Annotated in this window: 19 protein-coding genes; 7 read left to right on the forward strand and 12 right to left on the reverse strand. The window is 64.0% G+C overall.

Annotation, left to right across the window (positions count from 1 at the left end; all coding sequences use genetic code 11):
- Positions 1–11: 11 nt before the first annotated feature.
- The 6 genes from ACP92_RS02955 to leuS form a co-directional block, all read right to left on the reverse strand.
- Positions 12–617: a 2-hydroxychromene-2-carboxylate isomerase gene (locus tag ACP92_RS02955; RefSeq protein ID WP_013232627.1), complete on the reverse strand. Its 606-nt coding sequence runs from the start codon at positions 615–617 to the stop codon at positions 12–14.
- Between the two features lie 70 nt (positions 618–687).
- Positions 688–1,113, reverse strand: a complete 426-nt coding sequence (locus ACP92_RS02960) for a CopD family protein (protein WP_013232628.1) — start codon at positions 1,111–1,113, stop codon at positions 688–690.
- A 45-nt stretch (positions 1,114–1,158) separates the two neighbouring features.
- Positions 1,159–2,427: a glutamate-5-semialdehyde dehydrogenase gene (locus ACP92_RS02965; RefSeq protein ID WP_013232629.1), complete on the reverse strand. Its 1,269-nt coding sequence runs from the start codon at positions 2,425–2,427 to the stop codon at positions 1,159–1,161.
- A gap of 49 nt (positions 2,428–2,476) precedes the next feature.
- Positions 2,477–3,496: a DNA polymerase III subunit delta gene (gene holA / locus ACP92_RS02970; RefSeq protein WP_013232630.1), complete on the reverse strand. Its 1,020-nt coding sequence runs from the start codon at positions 3,494–3,496 to the stop codon at positions 2,477–2,479.
- A gap of 16 nt (positions 3,497–3,512) precedes the next feature.
- Complete coding sequence (locus tag ACP92_RS02975; protein WP_013232631.1) at positions 3,513–4,058, reverse strand: LPS-assembly lipoprotein LptE; 546 nt, start codon at positions 4,056–4,058, stop codon at positions 3,513–3,515.
- Positions 4,059–4,086: 28 nt separating this feature from the next.
- Positions 4,087–6,735, reverse strand: a complete 2,649-nt coding sequence (leuS, locus tag ACP92_RS02980; RefSeq protein ID WP_013232632.1) for a leucine--tRNA ligase — start codon at positions 6,733–6,735, stop codon at positions 4,087–4,089.
- A gap of 481 nt (positions 6,736–7,216) precedes the next feature.
- Between leuS and ACP92_RS02985 the strand changes: the two genes are divergently transcribed.
- Genes ACP92_RS02985 through ACP92_RS03010 form a run of 6 tightly spaced genes read left to right on the forward strand, consistent with a single transcriptional unit; the run spans position 7,217 to position 12,959 of the window.
- Positions 7,217–8,293 (forward strand): LacI family DNA-binding transcriptional regulator, encoded by a 1,077-nt coding sequence (locus tag ACP92_RS02985; protein ID WP_013232634.1) that lies wholly within the window; start codon positions 7,217–7,219, stop codon positions 8,291–8,293.
- Between the two features lie 47 nt (positions 8,294–8,340).
- Positions 8,341–9,348 (forward strand): ABC transporter substrate-binding protein, encoded by a 1,008-nt coding sequence (locus ACP92_RS02990; protein ID WP_013232635.1) that lies wholly within the window; start codon positions 8,341–8,343, stop codon positions 9,346–9,348.
- Between the two features lie 21 nt (positions 9,349–9,369).
- On the forward strand, positions 9,370–10,245 hold the full coding sequence (locus ACP92_RS02995; protein WP_013232636.1) for an ABC transporter permease: 876 nt from the start codon (positions 9,370–9,372) through the stop codon (positions 10,243–10,245).
- A 10-nt stretch (positions 10,246–10,255) separates the two neighbouring features.
- The gene (locus ACP92_RS03000) at positions 10,256–11,059 is read left to right on the forward strand and encodes an ABC transporter permease (RefSeq protein WP_013232637.1); all 804 of its coding nucleotides are present in this window, start codon (positions 10,256–10,258) and stop codon (positions 11,057–11,059) included.
- On the forward strand, positions 11,056–12,141 hold the full coding sequence (locus ACP92_RS03005) for an ABC transporter ATP-binding protein (protein WP_013232638.1): 1,086 nt from the start codon (positions 11,056–11,058) through the stop codon (positions 12,139–12,141). Before ACP92_RS03000 ends, ACP92_RS03005 begins: the two co-directional genes overlap by 4 nt.
- Entirely contained in the window at positions 12,138–12,959 is an 822-nt protein-coding gene (locus tag ACP92_RS03010; protein ID WP_013232639.1) for a phosphodiesterase, read from the forward strand. Before ACP92_RS03005 ends, ACP92_RS03010 begins: the two co-directional genes overlap by 4 nt.
- A gap of 275 nt (positions 12,960–13,234) precedes the next feature.
- Here ACP92_RS03010 and ACP92_RS03015 read toward each other — a convergent pair whose 3' ends face one another.
- The 5 genes from ACP92_RS03015 to ACP92_RS03035 form a co-directional block, all read right to left on the reverse strand.
- Complete coding sequence (locus ACP92_RS03015) at positions 13,235–13,561, reverse strand: barstar family protein (protein ID WP_013232640.1); 327 nt, start codon at positions 13,559–13,561, stop codon at positions 13,235–13,237.
- A gap of 17 nt (positions 13,562–13,578) precedes the next feature.
- Entirely contained in the window at positions 13,579–14,025 is a 447-nt protein-coding gene (locus tag ACP92_RS03020; protein WP_013232641.1) for an ExbD/TolR family protein, read from the reverse strand.
- Positions 14,026–14,044: 19 nt separating this feature from the next.
- A complete protein-coding gene (locus ACP92_RS03025) occupies positions 14,045–14,740 on the reverse strand; it encodes a MotA/TolQ/ExbB proton channel family protein (RefSeq protein WP_013232642.1) in 696 nt (231 codons plus the stop codon).
- Positions 14,741–14,899: 159 nt separating this feature from the next.
- The gene (dapB, locus tag ACP92_RS03030) at positions 14,900–15,706 is read right to left on the reverse strand and encodes a 4-hydroxy-tetrahydrodipicolinate reductase (protein WP_013232643.1); all 807 of its coding nucleotides are present in this window, start codon (positions 15,704–15,706) and stop codon (positions 14,900–14,902) included.
- 13 nt (positions 15,707–15,719) lie between these two features.
- Positions 15,720–16,265 carry an outer membrane protein assembly factor BamE gene (locus tag ACP92_RS03035; RefSeq protein WP_013232644.1) on the reverse strand — a complete coding sequence of 182 codons (546 nt, stop codon included), beginning with the start codon at positions 16,263–16,265 and terminating at the stop codon, positions 15,720–15,722.
- 193 nt (positions 16,266–16,458) lie between these two features.
- Between ACP92_RS03035 and fur the strand changes: the two genes are divergently transcribed.
- A complete protein-coding gene (gene fur, locus ACP92_RS03040; protein ID WP_013232645.1) occupies positions 16,459–16,884 on the forward strand; it encodes a ferric iron uptake transcriptional regulator in 426 nt (141 codons plus the stop codon).
- 87 nt (positions 16,885–16,971) lie between these two features.
- On the opposite strand, the gene hrcA is transcribed toward fur, so the two are convergent.
- Positions 16,972–18,000: a heat-inducible transcriptional repressor HrcA gene (gene hrcA, locus ACP92_RS03045; RefSeq protein ID WP_013232646.1), complete on the reverse strand. Its 1,029-nt coding sequence runs from the start codon at positions 17,998–18,000 to the stop codon at positions 16,972–16,974.
- Between the last annotated feature and the right edge of the window lie 3 nt (positions 18,001–18,003).

Below are 18,003 nucleotides of genomic sequence, written 5' to 3' on the forward strand. Positions count from 1 at the left end.
ACGCTGGCCGCTCAGGCTTTCGCGAAAGCCCGCTCGAGGAAGTCCAGGCGGTCCTGGCCCCAGTAGCCTTCGCCTTCATAGATGAACCAGGGCGCGCCAAAGACGCTGGCGGCATTGGCTTCATCGGTGAAGCGGTCGAATTCGGCTTGCACGCTGGCCGTTTCGGCCGACTTCAGCAGGGCTGCGCCATCGTGTTCCTGGACATTGGCGATGGCCACCAGGGTGTCGGGGTCGGCGATGTTCTTCTGTTCTTCCCAGACTGCGCGCATGACCGCACCGGCCAGACGCAGCGCGGCGGCGGTGCCGTGGGCCAGCTGGGTGGCGATGATCAGGCGCGCGGCATTGTCGCTGTTGACCGGGAAATGGGCCGGCTGCAGGATCATGGGCTTGCCCAGGAATTCGCTCCAGCGCGCCAGTTCCTTCAAGCGATAGGCCTGGCGCTGCGGCGCCCGCTTGGCCAGCGGCAGGCCGCCGGAGACGCCGAAGATCTTGGACAGGTCGAAGGGCTTGGGCAGGATCTGCACCTGGTATTTGTCGGCCAGGGCGACGAAACGATCGTGACCCAGGTAGGCGAAGGGCGAATGCGGCGCGAAGAAGTACTCACAGACTTTGCTCATGACCGGCTCCGGAAGGATGTGGGTGTGGAATGAAGCGTACGTGGACTTGGACTGGGACGATGCAGAACGGTCAGAACGGCTTGACGACGACCAGGATCACGATGGCCAGCATCAGCAGCACCGGCACCTCGTTGAACCAGCGGTACCAGACGTGGCTGCGCACGTTCTTGCCGTGTTCGAATTTCTTGAGCAGCGAACCGCAGGCATGCTGATAGCCGATCACCAGCACCACTAGGAACAGCTTGGCATGCAGCCAGCCATTGCCCGGACCCTTCCAGAATTGCCAGGTCAGGACCAGCAGCCATACGCCCAGCGCCAGCGCCACCAGCGAGATCATGCCGGTGAAGCGGTACAGCCGGCGCGCCATGCCCAGCAGGCGTTCGCGGCTCGCCACCTCGGTTTCCTGGGCCAGGTTCACGAAGATGCGCGGCAGGTAGAACAGCCCGGCGAACCAGGAGGCGATGAAGACGATGTGCAGGGCTTTGATCCAGAGCATGGCTGTCCTTGTCGATGGCGTAGGCGTTGAGGATGGGGTGAAGGCTTACTGGCGCACCTGGCCGTTGCCCAGCACTATGTACTTCAGCGAGGTCAGGCCTTCCAGTCCGACCGGGCCGCGTGCGTGCAGCTTGTCGTTGGAGATGCCGATCTCGGCGCCCAGGCCATATTCGAAGCCGTCGGCAAAGCGCGTGGAAGCATTGACCATGACCGAGGCCGAATCCACTTCGCGCAGGAAACGCATGGCGCGGGTGTAGTCCTCGGTGATGATGCTCTCGGTGTGCTGGGACGAATGGCGGTTGATGTGCTCGATGGCCTCGTCCATGTCGGCCACCACCTTCACGGCCAGGATGGGGGCCAGGTATTCGGTGTCCCAGTCTTCTTCGGTGGCGGCTTTGAGCAGCGGGTAGCCGGCCAGGATCTCGGCGGCTTCGGCGTCGCAGCGCAGTTCCACTTCCTTGACGCGATACAGCTCGGAGAGCGGCGGCAGGATGGCCGCGGCGATGTTGCGCGCCACCAGCAGGGTTTCCATGGTGTTGCAGGTGCCATAGCGATGGCACTTGGCGTTGAAGGCTACGTCCAGGGCCTTGCGGGTGTCGGCCTTGTCATCGATGTACACATGGCAGATGCCGTCCAGGTGCTTGATCATGGGCACCTTGGCTTCCTTCATCAGGCGCTCGATCAGGCCCTTGCCGCCGCGCGGGACGATCACGTCCACGTACTCTTGCATGGTGATGAGCGCGCCCACGGCGGCGCGGTCGGTGGTCTCGACCACCTGCACCGCTTGTTCCGGCAGGCCGGCGCCGGCCAGGCCTTCCTTGACCAGCTTGGCCAGGGCCTGGTTGCAGTGGATCGCTTCGGAGCCGCCGCGCAGGATGGTGGCGTTGCCGCTCTTGATGCACAGGCCGGCGGCGTCCACCGTGACGTTGGGTCGGGCTTCGTAGATGATGCCGATCACGCCCAGCGGCACGCGCATCTGGCCGACCTGGATGCCGGTGGGGCGGTACTTCATGTTGCTGATCTCGCCGATGGGATCGGGCAGGGAGGCGATCTGCTCCAGGCCTTCGGCCATGGTGGCGATGGCCTTGTCCGACAGGGTCAGGCGGTCCAGCATGGCCTCGGCCAGGCCGTTGGCGCGGGCCGCTTCCAGGTCCAGCGCATTGGCGGCGCGCAGGGCGTCGGCGTCGCGGCGGATGGCTGCGGCAATGAGCAGCAGCGCCTGGTTCTTGGCGGCGGTATCGGCGCGCGCCATGGCGCGCGAGGCGGCACGGGCCTGCTGGCCGATGCGGTTCATGTAGAGGTCGATGTTTTCCATACGGTTTTCTCCGGGGCGCGATGGGCGCGTCGGGTTCGATGTGGTTGAATCAGCGTCCGCGGGCCAGCTTCAGGCCCAGCTGCAACAGGGCGTCCCACGGGTCGCCGGCAAAGCTGCGGGCGCGCAGGCCCTTGACCATGCGGTCCACCAGGGCGGCTTCCTGCAGGGCCTGTTCCAGCGCGGCCAGGCTGATGCGGCGCAGGGCCGGTTCCATCAGGCGTTCGCGCGGGCCCCAGATGCGGTATTCCTTCAACAGCGCGCCCACGGGTTTGCCCTGGGCCATGCCGGACTTGAGCTTGAGCAGTGTGCGGATTTCTTCGGTGACGGCCCACAGCACCAGCGGCAGGGCTTCGCCTTCGCCCTTCAAGCCTTCCATCATGCGCGTCAGCCGCGCGATGTCGCCCGATAGCATGGCTTCGTTGAGCTTGAAGACGTCGTAGCGCGCCACGTTGAGCACGGCGTCCTGCACCTGTTCGAAACTGAGCTGGCCGGCCGGGTAGAGCAGGGCCAGCTTCTGGATTTCCTGGTGCGCGGCCAGCAGGTTGCCTTCCACGCGGTCGGCGATGAAGTCCAGGCAGGGCCGGTCGGCGCTCTGTTGCTGGGCCGCCAGCCGGTTGCCGATCCAGCCGGGCAACTGGGGGCGCTCCACCAGCGGGATGTCGATATAGACCGCCGCCTGCTGCAGCGCGCCGACCCAGGCCGCCTTCTGCGTGGCCCAGTCCAGCTTGGGCAGGCTGATGATGGTCAGGTTGTCGGGCGAGAGATTGGCGGCGTAATCCTGCAGCGCCTGGCCGCCATCCTTGCCGGGCTTGCCGGTGGGGATGCGCAGTTCGATGAGCTTCTTGTCGCCGAACAGCGATTGCGACTGGTTGGCCGCCAGCAGTTCGCCCCACTTGAAGCTGCGCTCCACCACCAGCACTTCGCGCTCGGTATAACCGTTGGCGCGGGCGCTGCGGCGGATCTTATCGGCCGCTTCCAGCGCCAGCAGGTGCTCGTCGCTGGCGATCACGTAGAGCGGCGCCAGCGATTTGCCGAGATGGGCGTCCAGGGAGTCGTGGCGCAGTTGCATGGCGCAGCGGGCCGGATCAGGAATCCGAGTCGGCCGCAGCCTTCTCGTTCTTGATGGCCGTCTTGGACGCCGACAGGCGGCGCAGGATCTGCTGCACCAGGTCGGACTGCATGTTGCGGTAGAGCAGAGTTTCTTCCGCCTGCTTGGCCAGTTCCTGGTTTTCGTCATAGGTGATGACGCGGCGCAGGGTGATGGCCGTGGGCGGGATGATGATCGCGCCCTTGGCATCGGTGACCGAGAAGCTGAAGTTCTGGAACAGCGCGTATTCACGCACGCGGCCATTGGTGTTCAAGGTCAGCACCTGGCGGTCGCGCGAATCGGCCAGGACCTTGAGGTTGGCCTCGGCCTCCTTGGCGTCATCGACGACGGTGGCGCCGCTGGCCTGGATGTTGCGCTTCAGTTCCACGCCTACCGGTGAATTGGGCGGGAAGCCCAGGTAGATGGTCTTGAAGGGCAGGTCGGCTGCCCCGCGCAGGTGGAAGCCGCAGGCCGAGAGCAACACGGCGGCGGCCACCATCAGCAGCCATTGCGGGAAACGCTTGATTTGGACTTGAGCGTGCATGGATATCGGTCGGTTGGGTTGGCCCGGATCAGGCGACGATGTTGACCAGCTTGCCGGGCACCACGATCACCTTCTTGGGCGCGCCGGTGAGGAATTTCCTGACGTCCTCGTTGGCCAGGGCAGCGGCCTCGATGGCGGCCTTGTCGGCATCCTTGGACACCGTCACTTCGCCACGCAGCTTGCCGTTGACCTGCACCACCAGCTTGATCTCGCTTTGTTCCAGCGCAGCGGCGTCGACCTGCGGCCAGTCGGCGTCGAGGATGTCGCCCTGCGCCTTGGCATAGCCCAGTTCCTGCCACAGCACATGGGTGATGTGCGGAGCCACCGGGTTCAGCACGCGCAGGAAGATCGAGAAGCACTCGGCAATCACCGCATCACCGGCCGCGCCGGCAGCCGGCTTGGCCGCTTCCAGGGTGTTGAGCATCTTCATGCAGGCCGAGACCACGGTGTTGTACTGGATGCGCTTGAAGTCGTTGTCGGCCTGCTGCAGGACCTTGTGCACTTCGCGGCGCAGGGTCTTGAGGCTGTCGTCGAGCTGGGCCGCATCGACCGCACCTGCCGCGCTGATGCGCGCGGCGTTGTTGTAGCCGAACGCCCAGACGCGGCGCAGGAAGCGGTTGGCGCCTTCGACACCGGCGCCGGACCATTCCAGGGTCTGTTCCGGCGGCGAAGCGAACATGGTGAACAGGCGGGCCGTGTCGGCGCCGTACTGGTCGATCTGGGCTTGCGGGTCGATGCCGTTGTTCTTGGACTTGGACATCTTCTCGGTGCCGCCGATCATGACCGGCTGGCCGTCTTCCTTCAGCACGGCCGAGACCGGGCGGCCCTTGTCGTCGAAGGACAGGTCGACATCGGCCGGGTTGTACCAGGTCTTCTTGCCGGCAGCGTCCTCCCGATAGTAGGTCTCGTTCAGGACCATGCCTTGGGTCAACAGGTTGGTGAAGGGCTCGTCGAACTTGACCAGGCCGAAGTCGCGCATGACCTTGGTCCAGAAGCGCGCGTACAGCAGGTGCAGCACGGCGTGTTCGATGCCGCCGATGTACTGGTCCATGGGCATCCAGTAATCGTTGCGGGAGTCGACCATGGCCTCGTTGCTGCCCGGCGAGGTATAGCGCATGTAGTACCAGGACGAATCCACGAAGGTGTCCATGGTGTCGGTTTCGCGGCGGGCCGGCTTGCCGCAGCAAGGGCAGTCGACCTTGAGGAATTGCTCGTGCTTGTTCAAGGGATTGCCGCTGCCGTCGGGCACGCAGTCTTCCGGCAGTACCACCGGCAGATCCTTCTCTGGCACGGGGACGTCGCCGCAATCCGGGCAGTGGATGATGGGGATAGGCGTACCCCAGTAGCGTTGGCGCGAGATGCCCCAGTCGCGCAGGCGGAAGGTCACCTTCTTCTCGCCCAGGCCCTGTGCGGCCAGGTCGGCGGCCACTGCATCGACGGCCGCCTGATAGCCCAGGCCATCGTATTTGCCGGAGTGGATGGTCTTGCCGGCTTCCTTGTCGCCGTACCATTCTTCCCAGGCCTCGGTGGAGTAGGTCTTGCCTTCCACGCCGATGACCTGCTTGATCGGCAAGTTGTATTTGCGGGCGAAGGCGAAGTCGCGTTCGTCATGCGCCGGCACGCCCATCACGGCGCCGTCGCCGTAGGTGATGAGCACATAGTTGCCGACCCAGACTTCAACCTGGTCACCGGTCAGCGGGTGGGTGACGAACAGGCCCGTGGGCATGCCCTTCTTTTCCATCGTCGCCATGTCGGCTTCGATCACGCTGCCTTGCTTGCATTCGGCGATGAAGGCTTGCAGGGCCGGGTCGTTTTCTGCGGCGAGCGTGGCCAGCGGGTGTTCCGGGGCTACGGCGCAGAAGGTCACGCCCATGATGGTGTCGGCGCGGGTGGTGAAGACGAACAGCTTGCCATCGTTGATCAGTTGGCCGTCCGCGCCCTTGATCTGGTGCGGGAAGGCGAAGCGCACGCCGGTGGACTTGCCGATCCAGTTGGCCTGCATCAGGCGCACGCGCTCGGGCCAGCCGGGCAGCTTGGTCTCCACGTGTTCCAGCAGCTCGTCGGCGTAGTCGGTGATCTTGGCGTAGTACATCGGGATCTCGCGCTTCTCGATCACGGCGCCCGAGCGCCAGCCACGGCCATCGATGACCTGCTCGTTGGCCAGCACGGTCTGGTCGATCGGGTCCCAGTTCACGGTGCCGGTCTTCTTGTAGATGATGCCCTTCTCCAGCATCTTCAGGAACATCCACTGGTTCCACTTGTAGTACTCGGGACGGCAGGCGGTCATCTCGCGCGACCAGTCGATGGCCAGGCCCATGGACTGCATCTGCGACTTCATGTAGTCGATATTGGAATAGGTCCATTGCGCCGGCGGCACGCCATTGGCCATGGCGGCGTTCTCGGCGGGCATGCCGAAGGCGTCCCAGCCCATGGGCATCAGGACGTTGTAGCCGTTCATGCGCAGGTAGCGGTACATCACATCGTTGATGGTGTAGTTGCGCACGTGGCCCATGTGCAGCTTGCCGGAGGGGTAGGGCAGCATCGAGCAGGCGTAGAACTTCTTCTTGTCGCGGCCCTGCTTGTCGCGGGCGTTTTCGACGGTCTTGTAGGCGTCGATGGCGTTCCAGTGCTGCTGTGCGGACTGTTCGACTTCGGCTGGGCTGTATTTATCTTGCATGACGGGCTGATACGGATGGAATGCGGTTGGGAAGGGATTGCAATTCGAAACCCTGCATTATACCGGCTCGCCACCCGGGCGCGGCAGTCCCGGGGGCATGGGCGCTGGGGCGCCCGCCATCGTCGTGTTGTCCTGCCTGAAAAAAACCCGCCCCCCGGAAAGGGAGCGGGCAAAAACCCCTGCGCCAGTGCAGGGCGGCAACAGGGGTGAGCAGCGAAGCAACCAGAGGCTGCGCCCGGTGGGGCGCGGCCTCCGTCGAGAGGGCGCTTCAGGGTTGTCCCCTCGAGCCGCTATGAAACCACTATCGAAATACTTCGTGTTGGAAGTCGAAATATTTCCTATTCAATATCGAATAATTTCGATTCGACAATTTTTTTGGGTCTTTTGCCCGAAATTGGCAGGCCTTGGGGCTTGCTTGTGGTCATGAAGGGGTAACAAACGATGGGCATCATGAAATCGTTTTCATTGCCCTGGGTCTGCCGTGCGTCCATCGATCAAACAAGTCGCCCATCTGGCGGGCGTGTCCATCGCCACCGTGTCGCGCCTGCTCAACAAGCCGGGCTCCGTGAGCGCGGAGACGGCCGAGAAGATCCATCGCAGCATCGCCGAACTGGGCTTCCGCCCCAATTTCACGGGACGTAACTTGCGCGCCGGCAATTCCCGCACGGTGGGGGTGGTGGTGCCCACGCTGTCCAACACGGTCTTTGCGCAATGCCTGCAGGGCATCGAACTGGCTGCCCGGGCGCTGGATTATTCGGTCATGTTCACCACCACCGAATACCTGCCGGAGGAAGAGACGGCGGCTGTCGAATTGCTGTTGGGCCATCGGGTCGACGGCATGATCCTCACCGTCGCCGACGCCAGCGCCAATGCCACGCTGGACTTGCTGGAGCGCGAGCGTATTCCCTTCGTGCTGGCCTACAACCAGCTCGGCACTGACCAGACGGCCGCGCCGGCGCGCGCCTCGGTGTCGGTGGACAACCGCGCCGCCGCCTGCGATGCGGTGGCGCACCTGATCGGGCTGGGCCATCGCCGCATCCAGATGCTCTCGGGCCGCTTCAATGCTTCCGACCGCGCCATGCAGCGCTACTACGGCTACCTGGACGCCATGCGCGCCGCCGGTCTCGCGCCCATGGCGGTCATCGAGGTCGAGCGCCACACCCTCACCGCCGCGGCGGATTACCAGCAGATGATGGCCGATCCGCGTCAACGTCCGACCGCGCTGTTCTGCTCCAACGACCTGCTGGCCATGAGCGCCATGCGCGACCTGCGCGCGCTGGGGATGAAGGTGCCGAACGATATCTCGGTGATGGGCTTCGACGGCATCCCCGTGGGGGCGCTTATGGAGCCGGTGCTGGCCAGCGTGGTGCAGCCCTCCGAACAGATCGGCGAGGTCGCCCTGCGCGTGCTGGTGGAGGCCATCGAACGCAATGCGAGCGCCGCAGCCGCTGCCGCGCCCGACCTCGCGCTGAGCGCGTCCTGGCTGCGCCACATCCTGCCCCACGCCGTGCGCAGCGGGGGCTCGGTCGCGCTTCCCGCCACGGGCGTGGATTGCTGATTTCCCTGTCGTACTTTTGTTATTCAACCCATAGGAAAGGACCTGACATGTTCCTCAAACGTGTTATTCAAACCGCTGCCGGCGCGCTGTTGCTGTCGGCTTCCCTGGCCGCCCAGGCCCAGACCGCGATCTGCTACAACTGTCCGCCCGAATGGGCTGACTGGGCAGCCCAGATCAAGGCCATCAAGGAAAAGACCGGCGTGACCGTGCCGCCGGACAACAAGAACAGCGGCCAGGCCCTGGCCCAGCTGACGGCTGAAAAGGCCAGCCCGGTGGCGGACTTCGCCTACCTGGGCGTGTCCTTCGGCATCGAGGCCAAGAACAAGGACCTGGTCGCCGCCTACAAGCCGGCGCACTGGAACGACATTCCCAATGGCCTCAAGGACCCGGACGGTTACTGGTTCACCATCCACTCCGGCACCATGGGCATCATGGTCAATGTCGACGCCCTGAAGGGCAAGCCGGTCCCCAAGTCCTGGGCTGACCTGCAAAAGCCAGAGTACAAGGGCCTGATCGGTTACCTCGACCCGGCCTCGGCTTTCGTCGGCTATGTCGGTGCGGTGGCGATCAACCAGGCGCTGGGCGGCACGCTGGACGATTTCTCGCCGGCCATCGGCTACTTCAAGAACCTGCAGAAGAACCAGCCCATCGTTCCCAAGCAGACTTCCTATGCACGCCTGATCTCGGGTGAGATCCCCATCCTGCTGGGCTATGACTTCGACGCCTACCGCGCCAAGTACAAGGACCATGCCAACGTGGCCTTCGTGATCCCCAGCGAAGGCACCGTGACCGTGCCCTACGTGGTCGCGCTGGTGAAGAATGCGCCGCACCAGGCTGAGGCTAAGAAGGTGCTGGACTTCCTGCTGTCCGACCAGGGCCAGGCCATCTGGGCCAATGCCTACCTGCGTCCGGTGCGCGCCTCGGCCATGTCCAAGGAAGCCGAATCGCGCTTCCTGCCGGCTGCCGAATATGCCCGCGCCAAGTCGGTGGACTACGGCAAGATGGCCGAAGCCCAGCGCAAGTTCGGCGAGCGCTACCTGGCTGAAGTGCGATAAATGCAGGGCGCAGGAGCAAGCATGAAAACCGTTCTTCCCACCTCGGCCAGGCCAGCCCGCCCGCCAGCCAGCCGTCCACGCCGGGCGGGCAATCAGGTGTGGCTGTGCTTCGCCGTGCCGGGCCTGACGCTGTTCTGCGCCTTCTGGCTGCTGCCCATGGCGCGGCTGGTGGGCGTGGGCGCCTCCGGTCCCGATGGCGCCATGGCCTACCTGTCGGTGCTGACCAACCGCCATTACTTTGCCAGCCTGGTGTCCACGCTGGCGCTCTCGGCGGCGGTCACCGCAGCGACCCTGGCCATCTCGGTCTTCGTTGGCTTGTTCCTGCAACGTCATCGCTTTCCTGGCCAGGCGCTGCTGCTGGCCATGCTGACCTTCCCGCTGGCTTTCCCCGGCGTGGTGGTCGGCTTCATGGTCATCATGCTGGCCGGGCGTCAAGGGCTCATCGGTGCATTGACCAACGGGCTCTTCGGTGAATCGCTGGTATTTGCGTATTCACTGGCGGGCTTGTTTCTGGGTTACCTGTATTTCTCGATTCCGCGCGTGATCCTCACCGTCGTGGCGGCCGCCGAGAAGCTCGATCCTTCGCTGGAAGAAGCGGCCCGTTCGCTGGGTGCGCGGCCCTGGCAGGTGTTGCTGCATGTGGTGCTGCCCGCATTGCTGCCGGCACTGGTCTCGTCGGGCGCGATCTGCTTTGCTACCAGCGTGGGTGCATTCGGTACGGCCTTCACGCTGGCGGCCAACATCGATGTGCTGCCCATGACGATCTATAACGAATTTACCGGCTATGCCAACTTTGCTACGGCGGCCTCCCTGTCCATCGTGCTGGGCGTGATCACCTGGGCCGTGCTGGCGCTGGCGCGCTCGCTCACCGGCAGCGGCGTCGCGGCGGCGGCTTAAGGAGCAGCGCATGCAGAATCGTTTCCGTTTCTATCTTCAACTGGGCTTTACGCTCTTGGTGTGCGCCTTCCTGGTGGTGCCGGTGGTGCTGTCGATGCTGGCCGGCGTGACCGAGAATTTCTTCGTCGGCTTGTCCAGCGGCCTGACGCTGCGCTGGGTGGCCCAGGTGTGGGAGATGTACCAGCCCACCATCTGGCGTTCGCTCTTCATCGCACTGGCTTGCCTGGCGGTGACGCTGGCCGCCGGTGTGCCGCTGGCCTACATGCTGGCGCGCTATCGCGGCGGCAACAGCCGCCTGGCGCGCGTGATCGAGGAATTGCTGATGATGCCGGTGGCCGTGCCGGGCCTGGCCACCGCGCTGGCGCTGATCATGGCCTATGGCCAGTACCGCGAGTTCCGCGCCAGCCTGTGGTTTATTCTGGTGGGGCATGTGATCTTCACGCTGCCCTTCATGGTGCGCCCGGTGCTGGCGGTGATGCAGTCCTCGCAACTGGCCCAGCTGGAAGAAGCCGCCGCCAGTCTCGGCGCAGGACGCATGCGCCGCTTCTTCGGCATCGTCATTCCCAATGCCGCCTCGGGCATCCTGGCCGGAGCGCTGATGGTGGTGACGCTGTCCATCGGTGAATTCAACATCACCTGGATGCTGCACACGCCGTTGACCCAGACCCTGCCGGTGGGCCTGGCCGATGCCTATGCATCGATGCGGCTGGAGGTGGGATCGGCGTATACGCTGATCTTCTTTTTCATGATCATTCCGCTCCTGATCGGCATGCAGTGGGCGACCCAGGCAACGCGCAAGAAAGTCAGTCTATGAAGTCCCATCAAGAAGCCGTCTCTATCCGTCTCTCCCAGTGCGCCAAGTCCTTTGCCAATGGCACGCGCGCGCTGCAGCCGCTGGACCTGCAGATCCATCCGGGCGAAACCCTGGTCCTGTTGGGGCCTTCCGGCTGCGGCAAGACCACCACGCTGCGCATGATCGCTGGCCTGGAGTTTCCTGACGAGGGCGGCCGCGTGCTGTTCGGCGAGGAAGACGTGACCATGCTACCCATCGAGAAACGCGGGGTGGGCATGGTGTTCCAGAACTACGCGCTGTTTCCCAACATGAGCGTGGGCGAGAACATCGCCTATGGCATGAAGATCCGCAAGATCGCCGCCGGCGAGCGCGCCGAGCGGGTCGAGCGCCTGCTGGAGATGGTGCATCTGCAAGGCCTGTCGCACCGCCGCGTGGACCAGCTCTCGGGCGGCCAGAAGCAGCGTGTGGCGCTGGCGCGCGCGCTGGCCATGGAGCCGCGCGTGCTGCTGCTGGATGAACCGCTCACGGCGCTGGACGCCAAGCTGCGCGAAGCGGTGCGCAGCGATCTCAACAAGCTCTTGCGCAGCCTCGGCATTACTGCCATCTACGTCACCCATGACCAGGGCGAGGCGATGGCCCTGGGCGACCGCATCGTGGTCATGGAGCGCGGCAAGATCTCGCAGATCGGCACGCCCCAGGAGATCTACTATCATCCCGCCAATGACTTCGTGGCCGAGTTCATCGGCGCGATGAACCGGGTCGATGGTATCGTGGCGGGAGACCGCCTGCAGTTGCCTACCGGTACCTTGCCGCTGCCGCCGGATGCGGTGGCGGGACAGCCGGCGCAGGCGCTGTTCCGGCCTGAAGATGTGGAGGTGATCGATATCACCGAAGCCGATGCGCATTGCCTGCGCGGCAAGCTGATCAACACGTTTTTCCTGGGTGACCGCACCCGCTTTGAAATCGAGATTGGCGCAGAGCGCCCGGTGATCGCCGAGACCAGCCGCCGCGGCTGGTGGGAAGCCGGGCAGCAGATCGCCATCCGCGTGCCGGCCACGGCGCTGGTGACCATGGCGCCGCGCGCCGCGAAGGAGACCGCATGATACTGGGACAGATTTCCGACCTGCACATCAAGACCGACGGCAAGAAATCCTATCGCGTGGTCGATACCGCCGAGAGCTTGCGTCGCTGCGTGGCTCAGGTCAACGGCCTGAAGCAGCGGCCCGATGCGCTGGTCATCACGGGCGACCTGGTCGATTTCGGCAAGCCCTCGGAATATGCCTGCCTGCGCGAACTGCTGGCGCCGCTGGCCATGCCTTACTACCTGCTGCCGGGCAATCATGATGAGCGCAATGCGCTGCGCGCGGCTTTCCCGGACCATGCCTATCTGCAGCAGGGGGGAGAGCGCATCGAATACGTGATCGAGGATCATCCGGTGCGCATCATCGCGCTTGATACCGTGATTCCGCGCCAGAGCGGCGGCGCACTGTCACCGCAGAGCCTGCAATGGCTCGATGAGGTGCTGGCGCAGCAAGCGCAGCGGCCCACCGTGATCGCCATGCATCATCCGCCCTTTACCACCGGCATCGGCCACATGGATGACATGGGGCTGGCCGATCCGCAGGCCTTGGAGGCGGTGGTGCGCAAGCATCCGCAGGTGGAGCGCATCCTGTGCGGGCACTTGCACCGATCCATCCAGCGTCGCTTCGGCGGCACGCTGGCGACGACTTGTCCGGGCGTATCGCACCAGGTCCAGCTGGATCTGGATGCGCAGGCGCCGTCCTGCTTCGTGATGGAGCCGCCGGGGTTCCAGTTGCATTGGTGGGATGAGGCGGCCAGGAGCCTGGTCAGCCATACGGCCTTCATCGGGGAGTTCGAGGGGCCTTATCCGTTCTATGACGGGGATGAGTTGATCGATTGATCGATTGGTTGATTGGTTGATTGGTTGATTGGTTGATTGGTTGATTGGTTGATTGGTTGATTGGTTGATTGGTTGATTGAGCGGTCAAGCAGATCAATGATCTTGATGTGCCAGGCATTGTTCGACCTGAGCAGGCACCCCCTGGGGCCGTGTCGAAGCCAGTCCTGAATCTGTCGAAAGGGCGCGCCGTCGGCGAACCTTCGATACGCGGCTATGCCGCTACTCAGGCCGAACGGTCGTCATCGCATCAAGCATCAAGGGCGGGAAGAAGGTCCTTACTTCCACACCAGTTCAATCACCGGCGGTTCGCCGTAATCCTCGCAACGGTCATTGATGGCCGTGCAGCAGAATTCCACATCTTCCACCAGGTCCGGCAGGCGCTTGTGCAGGTCGGCGCTGTGGCTGATCTCGATGGTCAGCACTTCCTTGGGTTTGAGCTTGAAGCGGCACATGCCTTCATCGTCGCGCAGGTAGGACAGGCAATCGACCCAGGCATCCATGTTGCGGCCATAGAAATCGGGGAAGCCGAAGGCTTGCGCGCTTTCGGTATGGAAGCTGTCCCAGTCGGTGATGCGGTCGCCCGCCAGTTGTACGGTGGCCATGGATCAGGTTTCCTTCCTCAGTTCTCTTTCTTTTCTTGCACGTGCGCCGGCGTTTTGGGATCGGTGACGAAGCCCAGCTTGCTCAGCCCCGCCCCCTGCGCGGCCGACATCACTTCGGCAATGGTCTGGTAGCGGGTGGACTTGTCGGCGCGCAGTTGCAGTTCCGGTTGCGGTTGCTTGCCCGCCGCGGCAGTCAGGCGCGCATCGAGTTCTTCGCTGGAGACCGGCTGGTCGTTCCAGTACAGCTTGCCGGCCGCGTCGATGCCCAGAGTGATGGTCTCCGGCTTTTCCGGCGCGGGGGCGGACTGCGCAGTGGGCAGGTCCAGCTTGAGCGCGTGGGTGAACATGGGCGCGGTGATGATGAAGATCACCAGCAGCACCAGCATCACGTCCACCATGGGGGTGACGTTGATGTCGGCCATCGGGGCCGAGTTCTGGTTGTCGTTGAATCCTCCGAAACTCATGATGTGCTCCCCGGGCGCATTAGCGGCGCACGCCGCCGACGCGCTCGCCGGTGGTCAGATACGCATGCAGGTCATGGGCGAAGCCGTCCAGTTCGGCCAGTACCACGCGGTTGATGCGGGTGAAGGCGTTATAGGCCAGCACCGCAGGAATGGCCACCAGCAGGCCCAGCGCGGTCATGATCAGCGCTTCGCCCACGGGACCGGCGACCTTGTCGATCTGCACCGTGCCACTGGCCGAGACCGCCACCAGCGCATGGTAGATGCCCCAGACGGTGCCGAACAGGCCTACGAAGGGGGCGGTCGAGCCGACCGAGGCCAGCAGCGTCAGGCCACGTTCCAGGCGCGCCGAGACGCGGTTGATTTCACGGCGCAGGGTGCGCGTTATCAGCTCGCCCGGATCGGTGGCGGCGTTCAGCGATGGCGTGCCTTGCTGGCGGGTGCCGATGTCGGCAGCTTCGGCGGCGCGCTCGGCCATGGGGGTGTAGATCTGTTCGCTGTCCAGGCGCTGCATGGCGGCGGTGGCGTCGGCCAGCGTCGGGGCCTGCCAGAAGCGCTCCAGGGCGTTGCTGCCGCGGCGGATGCGCCAGGCCGCCCAGGCCTTGGAGAGAATGTAGTACCAGCTGGCGATGGACATGATCAGCAGCAGATAGGCGACCGAGTGGGAGACGGCGTCGCCTTGCGCCCAGTAATGGGCAAATCCAATGTTCTGTTCCATGGTGCGTGCTTTCGGGAAAGACGCCGCGCGGACGCGGCAGGGAGTCAATGACAGTGAAGCGCGGAGCAGTCGCTTGGAGCGGCCGACCCCAAAAAAATTCGCTGCCGGACCTGGTGGGGCGCGGCAGCGTCGGGCATTTCCTGTGGTTCCGGGCTCGGCTTACTTGAAGCCCAGCACATCCTGCATGTCGTACAGGCCGGTTTCCTTGTCGGCCAGGTAGCGTGCGGCGCGCAGGCTGCCCATGGCGTAGGAGACGCGGCTGGAGGACTTGTGCGAAATCTCGATACGCTCGCCGATGCCGGCAAACAGGACCGTGTGGTCGCCGATGATGTCGCCGCCGCGCACGGTGGCAAAACCGATGGAGGAGGGATCGCGTTCGCCGGTCACGCCTTCGCGGGCATAGACGGCGACGTCGTCGAGCTTCTTGCCCAGCGCGTCGGCGATGACTTCGCCCATCTTCAGCGCGGTGCCGGAGGGCGCATCGACCTTGAAGCGGTGATGGGCCTCGATGATCTCGATGTCGTAGCCGTGCGAGAAGTTCTTGGCCGCCATCTCCAGCAGCTTCATGGTCACGTTCACGCCCACGCTCATGTTGGGCGCGGCCATGATGGCGGTCTTCTCGGCGTAGGCTGCGATAGCGGCCTTGCCTTCGGGCTCGAAGCCGGTGGTGCCGATGACGACCTTCACGCCATGCGCGGCGCAGTATTCCAGATGCTTGAGGGTGCCTTCGGGACGGGTGAAGTCGATCAGCACATCAGCCTTCGCCAGTCCGCGCGCCAGGTCGGACTCGATCAGGACGCCCGTGGCCTTGCCCAGGAACAGGCCGGCATCGGTGCCGATGCTGGGGGAGGTCGGGGTGTCGAGCGCGCCGGCCAGCTGGAGGTCGTCGGCGTTGAGGATGGCTTCGATGAGCATGCGGCCCATGCGCCCGGAGGCGCCGGCCACGGCGATATTCAATACGGTCATGACAATCTCGGGATTACTTGTTGGCGGAAGACGGGGCGACGGGCGAGGCAGGTTTGACGTCGTCGTCGGTCAATTTCGCCTTGGAGCCGACCTTGGCGTCGGTGATCAGGGTCAGGTATTCGCTCTCGGTGGGCAGGTCCTGGCCGCCTTGCACATGGTCCAGCAGGTCATCCTTGAAGAACACGGTCACGCGGCTGGTCATGATCTCGCCATTGCCCTTGGCCAGGCGGAAATCGTAGTCCCAGCGGTTGGTGTGGAACATGTCGGTCAGCAGCGGCGTACCCAGCACGAAGCGCACCTGGTCGCGTGTGAGGCCCGGACGCAGTTGCGCCACCATCTCGCGGGAGACGAAGTTGCCTTGCTGGATGTCGATGCGGTAGGGGCGCAGGAAACCGAACAGGCTGTTGCTCTTGCCGCTCACTTTCACGCCCTGGGCGTCGGCCGCAGCCTGGTCCGGGGCCTTGGTCGAGGAGCAGCCGGCCAGCGACAGCGCCAGCAAGGCGGCCAGGCCGATTGCGGCGGAATGATGACGGGACTTCAGACGGGAAAGCATGAGCATAAAGTTTTCAACCGGGTTGAGCCATGAGCCTAAAGCACTATATGATAAGCTAGAACTTACTTCTTAAATAGGCATGAGTGCGTTCCGTCAGCAAAAGGCTTCTCCACAGCCAGCCGGAACCGTCCCCAGGCCTTCCCCGCGGGACCCGCGCGCCTGTTTGAGACCAGTCCAAAACCCGGGAACCCACTCTACCATGCCGAACAATCCATCCGAACTGAAGGCCAGCGGCCTGAAGGCTACCTTACCTCGCCTGAAGATCCTGGAGATATTCCAGAACACCTCGGTGCGTCACTTGAGCGCTGAAGATGTCTATAAACAATTGCTTTCCGACAATCTCGATGTGGGTCTGGCCACCGTCTACCGGGTGCTGACCCAGTTCGAGCAGGCCGGCTTGCTCCAGCGTAATCACTTCGAGACCGGCAAGGCCGTCTTCGAACTCAACGAGGGCTCGCACCACGACCACCTGGTCTGCCTGGACTGCGGCAAGGTCGAGGAATTCTTCGACGCCGAGATCGAGAAGCGTCAGCTGAAGATTGCCCAGGAGCACGGTTTCGAGATCGCCGACCACGCCCTGGCCCTCTACGGTCATTGCAAGAACTGCAAGAAGCTGAAGAAATAAGCGCTACGCAAGCTCTCCGCGCTGTCATATGAAAAAAGCCACGTGTACCTCACGTGGCTTTTTTGCATTCCGGCCCGCCCTGCGGATTCAATGCTGGCTCAAGGCGCTGGAGAGCAGCTTGGCCGTGATATCGACGATAGGGATGACGCGCTCATAGGCCATGCGGGTCGGCCCGATCACGCCCAGGGTGCCGACGATGCGGCCGTTGACTTCATAGGGCGCGGTGACGATGCTCATGTCATCCATGGGCACCAGCTGGGACTCGCCGCCGATGAAGATCTGCACGCCGGTGGCCTTGCTGGAGACATCCAGCAACTGCAAGAGCCCGGTCTTCTGCTCGAACATGTCGAAGAGGCGACGCAGCGAATTCATGTTGGACGACAGGTCGGTCACCGACAGCAGGTTGCGCTCGCCGGAGATGACCACGTTGTTGTCGGCCTCTTCGCTCATGGCGTCGCTGCCGGCTTCGACGGCAGCCTGCATCAGCGCGGTCATGTCGTCGCGCAACTGGCGCAGTTCGCCCTGCAGGTGCATGCGCACCTGGTCGAAGGACTGGCCGGCGTAGTGCTGGTTGATGTAGTTGGCGGCCTGGGTCAGCTGGCTGGGGGTGTAATCGACCTCGGTGAGGAGCATGCGGTTCTGCACGTCGCCGCCCTGGTCGACGATGACCAGCAGGATGCGCTTTTCGGAGAGCCGCAGGAACTCGATCTGCTGGAATACCGATTCGCGCTTGGGTGTCATCACCACACCGGCAAACTGCGACAGCGACGACAGCACCTGGGCTGCATTGGTGATGATCTTCTGGGGCGAGGTGCTGTGTTGCAGGCGGGCCTGCAGGCGGCCTTCCAGCGCGCTTTCGTCGATGGCCTCGACGGTGAGCAGGGTATCGACGAACATGCGATAGCCGCGCGGCGTGGGCACGCGGCCCGCCGAGGTGTGCGGGCTGGCGACGAAGCCCATCTCTTCGAGATCGGCCATGATGTTGCGGATGGTTGCCGGTGACAGTTCCAGGCCCGACAGTTTCGACAGGGCGCGCGAACCGACCGGCTGGCCGTCGGCGATGTACCGTTCGACCAGGGCCTTGAGCAGTGTGCGGGCGCGGTTATCGAGTTGCATGGT

It is taken from the genome of Herbaspirillum seropedicae (genome assembly GCF_001040945.1).
In the GTDB taxonomy this organism is placed as follows: domain Bacteria; phylum Pseudomonadota; class Gammaproteobacteria; order Burkholderiales; family Burkholderiaceae_D; genus Herbaspirillum; species Herbaspirillum seropedicae.

What these genes read in the sequence shown, in the direction of transcription:
- ACP92_RS03000 (WP_013232637.1), top strand. Translation starts at nt 10,256, where the DNA reads ATGCAGAATCGTTTCCGTTTCTATCTTCAACTGGGCTTTACGCTCTTG.
- ACP92_RS03025 (WP_013232642.1), bottom strand. Translation starts at nt 14,740, where the DNA reads ATGGAACAGAACATTGGATTTGCCCATTACTGGGCGCAAGGCGACGCC.
- ACP92_RS02960 (WP_013232628.1), bottom strand. Translation starts at nt 1,113, where the DNA reads ATGCTCTGGATCAAAGCCCTGCACATCGTCTTCATCGCCTCCTGGTTC.
- ACP92_RS02975 (WP_013232631.1), bottom strand. Translation starts at nt 4,058, where the DNA reads ATGCACGCTCAAGTCCAAATCAAGCGTTTCCCGCAATGGCTGCTGATG.
- ACP92_RS02955 (WP_013232627.1), bottom strand. Translation starts at nt 617, where the DNA reads ATGAGCAAAGTCTGTGAGTACTTCTTCGCGCCGCATTCGCCCTTCGCC.
- dapB (WP_013232643.1), bottom strand. Translation starts at nt 15,706, where the DNA reads ATGACCGTATTGAATATCGCCGTGGCCGGCGCCTCCGGGCGCATGGGC.
- ACP92_RS03035 (WP_013232644.1), bottom strand. Translation starts at nt 16,265, where the DNA reads ATGCTCATGCTTTCCCGTCTGAAGTCCCGTCATCATTCCGCCGCAATC.
- ACP92_RS03020 (WP_013232641.1), bottom strand. Translation starts at nt 14,025, where the DNA reads ATGAGTTTCGGAGGATTCAACGACAACCAGAACTCGGCCCCGATGGCC.
- hrcA (WP_013232646.1), bottom strand. Translation starts at nt 18,000, where the DNA reads ATGCAACTCGATAACCGCGCCCGCACACTGCTCAAGGCCCTGGTCGAA.
- ACP92_RS02995 (WP_013232636.1), top strand. Translation starts at nt 9,370, where the DNA reads ATGAAAACCGTTCTTCCCACCTCGGCCAGGCCAGCCCGCCCGCCAGCC.
- ACP92_RS02965 (WP_013232629.1), bottom strand. Translation starts at nt 2,427, where the DNA reads ATGGAAAACATCGACCTCTACATGAACCGCATCGGCCAGCAGGCCCGT.
- ACP92_RS03005 (WP_013232638.1), top strand. Translation starts at nt 11,056, where the DNA reads ATGAAGTCCCATCAAGAAGCCGTCTCTATCCGTCTCTCCCAGTGCGCC.
- fur (WP_013232645.1), top strand. Translation starts at nt 16,459, where the DNA reads ATGCCGAACAATCCATCCGAACTGAAGGCCAGCGGCCTGAAGGCTACC.
- ACP92_RS03010 (WP_013232639.1), top strand. Translation starts at nt 12,138, where the DNA reads ATGATACTGGGACAGATTTCCGACCTGCACATCAAGACCGACGGCAAG.
- ACP92_RS03015 (WP_013232640.1), bottom strand. Translation starts at nt 13,561, where the DNA reads ATGGCCACCGTACAACTGGCGGGCGACCGCATCACCGACTGGGACAGC.
- leuS (WP_013232632.1), bottom strand. Translation starts at nt 6,735, where the DNA reads ATGCAAGATAAATACAGCCCAGCCGAAGTCGAACAGTCCGCACAGCAG.
- ACP92_RS02990 (WP_013232635.1), top strand. Translation starts at nt 8,341, where the DNA reads ATGTTCCTCAAACGTGTTATTCAAACCGCTGCCGGCGCGCTGTTGCTG.
- holA (WP_013232630.1), bottom strand. Translation starts at nt 3,496, where the DNA reads ATGCAACTGCGCCACGACTCCCTGGACGCCCATCTCGGCAAATCGCTG.